Source organism: Acinetobacter sp. GFQ9D191M (assembly GCF_011174875.1).
In the GTDB taxonomy this organism is placed as follows: domain Bacteria; phylum Pseudomonadota; class Gammaproteobacteria; order Pseudomonadales; family Moraxellaceae; genus Acinetobacter.
Window position 1 is genome coordinate 17632 of the sequence record NZ_JAALGV010000040.1, and the last position, 3549, is coordinate 21180.

Genomic DNA, 3549 nt, shown 5'->3' on the forward strand with positions numbered 1-3549 from the left:
CGTCCCCGATGGCTGTGTATACTATAGGGATCAATTTCACCTGACAAGCTCTTTTTAAGAAAAAACCACTCGTTTGATTAAATAAAAAACAATATACAATTTATTGTATTTTTCTCATGCAATTTCAGTAAGTAAGGCCTGTTTTACGGCTTTGAAATCAGACAATCTATCCTGTGAGTGCTTTCGAAGCATATTTTGTAACAGGCTTTGCAAAGCTTGATATTGTGCAGGAAGCTCAGGTTTAAAATGCTGACAATGCAATAATGCCCAATCTTGATAATCTGTCGCTTCTAAACGTTGCCCTGTAAGCCACTCATAAAAAATGATACCCAGCGCATAAACTTCGCTCTGTAGCGACTTGGCTTGCCCTTGGAACAATTCGGGCGCCATATAACGAGGCGTTGCGTTCATTGCTTGGCTGGTAGAGTTAAGAGGCTGCATCTGCTCAAAATCAATCAAACAAACCCGATTCTGATAAATGACAAAATGCTCTCGTTTGAGATCAGCATGCAGATACCCGAGTTCTTGTAAGCTTATCAACGGTTCTAATGCTCGTAGCATATGCTGGCGAATTTCTTGAATTGAGAACAGCTTAGGGTATACGTCAAAATGCGCTGGCGCATCAGGCAAGATCAAAGCCTGGTTGAAAGATTCATTTCCAATCTGAAATGGCTTTCGAATAATTTGATGCGGAAGCATGAAAGCCTGCCCTTCTTTCCTACCATCAGCTTCATAAAAATCCAGCTCATGACTTAAGCCAGTCTGGGCATGCTGAGAAATAGCCGTTGAATCCAGATTCTGGGTTTTCAACCATAATGCTGACCCGGTCTCAGGATTAAATTCTAGATAATAAAGACGGCGGCCAAAACCCAGACTTCGGGCTTTGGTCTTAAGCTGGAAGTTAAGCTGATGCAGATTGGCGGGGTTAAGTAACAATGTATTCCTGCTTGGCATCTGGAGCATGCTGATAATTTAGCAGTTCCAGACAATGCTGAATAGTTTTACCTACCCGCTCCTGAGTTTCAATCAGGGAGATTTTTGGCCAGGTCGCCCGCTCACCTTCACGTTGCAGCACCTTGAACAAATGCGGACGAGGATTTTGCAGCATATAGCTATAATGACGCAGGCTATATTTACCCACAATATTCACATCACCATAATAACGTTGATCCACCACGCCATAACCATGATCTAGCAAACGGCGAACTGGCGGCAAACTACCCGCATGCTCACGGGCAAAATCCATGATTCCTTTGGTAAATACTACACTCTGACGGCGTACAATGCGTTTCGGCCAGCTTAAAGTCCCTTTACGGAAGCGTGAAATATCATCCTGCATAAATGGCACAATGTGCGGATTGGCCTGACTGGCGATGGTGTAATTAATATTGTACAGCCGCGCCATTTTCTCCTGCGGAAAATCACTACGGACACTACCATCTACCCAGCGTGTTGCGCCCATATAAGGCGTATATTGCCCATCATGACGTTTACTGGTGAGACGTACTGGCGGGAACAGAATCGGCACAGCACAAGAAGCCAGCACCGCACTCCACACCAGTACATCTGGAGAGGTATAGGCATTCATGATCCGGGCATCCTGCGCGGCATCATAAGGAGCAACCGCAATATTGATATGCAGACCCGAAGTTTTTAATGCTTCTTCAAAGGTCATATCTCCCAAGTTTTCGATCAGGAATTTTTTCAGGTATTTGACATCCGCCAGACCACCATTACCCTTCATTAATTCACTCATGGTACGGAAATGAAAAGCTTCATGGAAAAAGTTATGGCCTTTTAAAATATCTACATACTGCGCAGGTTTGGAAACGCCCAACATTGCGGTCATAATTGCACCAGCACTGGAACCCGACATCACTCGAGGTAACAAATCCTGTTCCATTAGCGCCTTACATACACCGGTATGAAATAAACCGAGTGTGGCACCGCCCGAGAACATTAAAGCGGGCTGACCATAAGCACGTTGGCAGTGCTCAAAATATTCAATTTTCTCTTCAAGAGTCAGACAGGTACATTGTGCAGAAGCAATATAAGCCAGGCCCAGACTGACTTCTTCTACATAATCCTCAATAATTTTTTTAGTACCGACATAAGTGACGGTAAACAATAAAGGATGGGCAATATTGGCAATATCATAACTCAGCCCTTCACGCAGGATATACATCAGGTCACGAGTGCGTTTCTGCTGACGGTAACGTTTTAATTTCCCCAGTCGATGCGCAATCACTTCGGCATCAAAATACGGTGAACTATTATCCAGTTTCCATTCTTGTGCCCCAGATTCTTCATCGATCTTTAAGGCAATATATTTCCATTCTTCGTAAGTTTCAGCCTGCTGCAATTGCTGCTTCAGCTTTTTGATACGATAGGCCTGATGTGGATTGATATCCTGAGTAAAATCTTTAAACAGCATCTGCCCTCTTCCCTATATTGTAATTTTCAGACATCCTGCAGCCATGAACAAAAAACAGGCATCTATTTTCTTTGTACTACAATAACGAAAATTCACCACTTTAAGCAAATTATCACACTTTCCAGACTTTGACTGTGAATTTTACAGTGATAGTATTCTAGCCATAATTGTAAATGTACTGCTCAAATCATGGCGAAAATTGATTTACCTGACAATATCTTAAATGCTCTTTCTACTGTTCTTCTCCAGCTCCAGCAAAGCCTGCCTGAATTAAAACAAAGTCCTGATTTTTCTGCTTATGCCTATAAATGGCAGGCTGGGGAACTCAAACCCATTCACCAGCTTAAACAGATTGAACTGGCAGATTTAAAAGGCATTGAGCGACAAAAAGAAAAAGTCATTCAGAATACTTTGCAGTTTCTAAAAGGATTACCTGCCAATGATGTCTTACTGACTGGCTCTCGTGGTACAGGCAAATCTTCGATCGTGCGTGCCTTATTGACTGAATATGCAGATCAGGGTCTACGCCTGATTGAAATTGAACGCGATGATTTGTCAGATCTTCCACAAATTCAGCAACTGATCGCCGGTCGTCCGGAAAAGTTTATCGTCTATTGTGATGACCTGGCCTTCAATGCGGAAGATGAAAACTATCGCAGTCTGAAAAGTGTGCTAGATGGTTCATTACAGTCCGGTTCAAGTAATTTTGTGATTTATGCGACCAGTAATCGTCGCCATTTATTACCGGAATTCATGCATGAAAATACGCCAGTAACCAAAGTGGATGTACCGCAATATACCGAATTGCATCCACAGGAAGCAATTGAAGAGAAAATTTCACTGTCGGATCGTTTTGGTTTATGGCTGTCGTTCTACCCGATGGATCAAAACCTGTATCTGGAAATTGTCGAGCATTATCTGAAAAAGGCAGATATGCAAATGACAGCTGAAGCCCGTGCTGAAGCATTACGCTGGTGTCAGGCACGTGGCCAACGTTCAGGTCGTGCAGCCTATCAGTTCTCTAAACATTGGATTGGTTCGCAGCAGTTAAATTCCCTGTAAATTCTTTCCCAAAATAAAAAAAGCTCCATGATGGTAATGCCAGTCAGTTAAGA

At 42.9% G+C, this 3549-nt stretch carries 3 protein-coding genes; 1 reads left to right on the forward strand and 2 read right to left on the reverse strand.

Features of this window, described 5'->3' with window-relative positions; genetic code table 11:
- Nucleotides 1-114: 114 nt before the first annotated feature.
- Nucleotides 115-963 carry a protein kinase gene (locus G5T77_RS07465; protein WP_171521884.1) on the reverse strand — a complete coding sequence of 283 codons (849 nt, stop codon included), beginning with the start codon at nt 961-963 and terminating at the stop codon, nt 115-117.
- Complete coding sequence (locus tag G5T77_RS07470; protein WP_166138615.1) at nt 926-2434, reverse strand: DUF3336 domain-containing protein; 1509 nt, start codon at nt 2432-2434, stop codon at nt 926-928. Before G5T77_RS07470 ends, G5T77_RS07465 begins: the two co-directional genes overlap by 38 nt.
- A gap of 189 nt (nt 2435-2623) precedes the next feature.
- Here G5T77_RS07470 and G5T77_RS07475 point away from each other — a divergent pair, with 189 nt between their 5' ends.
- Nucleotides 2624-3496: an ATP-binding protein gene (locus G5T77_RS07475; RefSeq protein ID WP_166138612.1), complete on the forward strand. Its 873-nt coding sequence runs from the start codon at nt 2624-2626 to the stop codon at nt 3494-3496.
- The last annotated feature ends 53 nt before the right edge of the window (nt 3497-3549 follow it).

Coding starts and splice junctions, on each gene's coding strand:
- G5T77_RS07470 (WP_166138615.1), bottom strand. CDS start 2,434: ATGCTGTTTAAAGATTTTACTCAGGATATCAATCCACATCAGGCCTAT.
- G5T77_RS07465 (WP_171521884.1), bottom strand. CDS start 963: ATGCTCCAGATGCCAAGCAGGAATACATTGTTACTTAACCCCGCCAAT.
- G5T77_RS07475 (WP_166138612.1), top strand. CDS start 2,624: ATGGCGAAAATTGATTTACCTGACAATATCTTAAATGCTCTTTCTACT.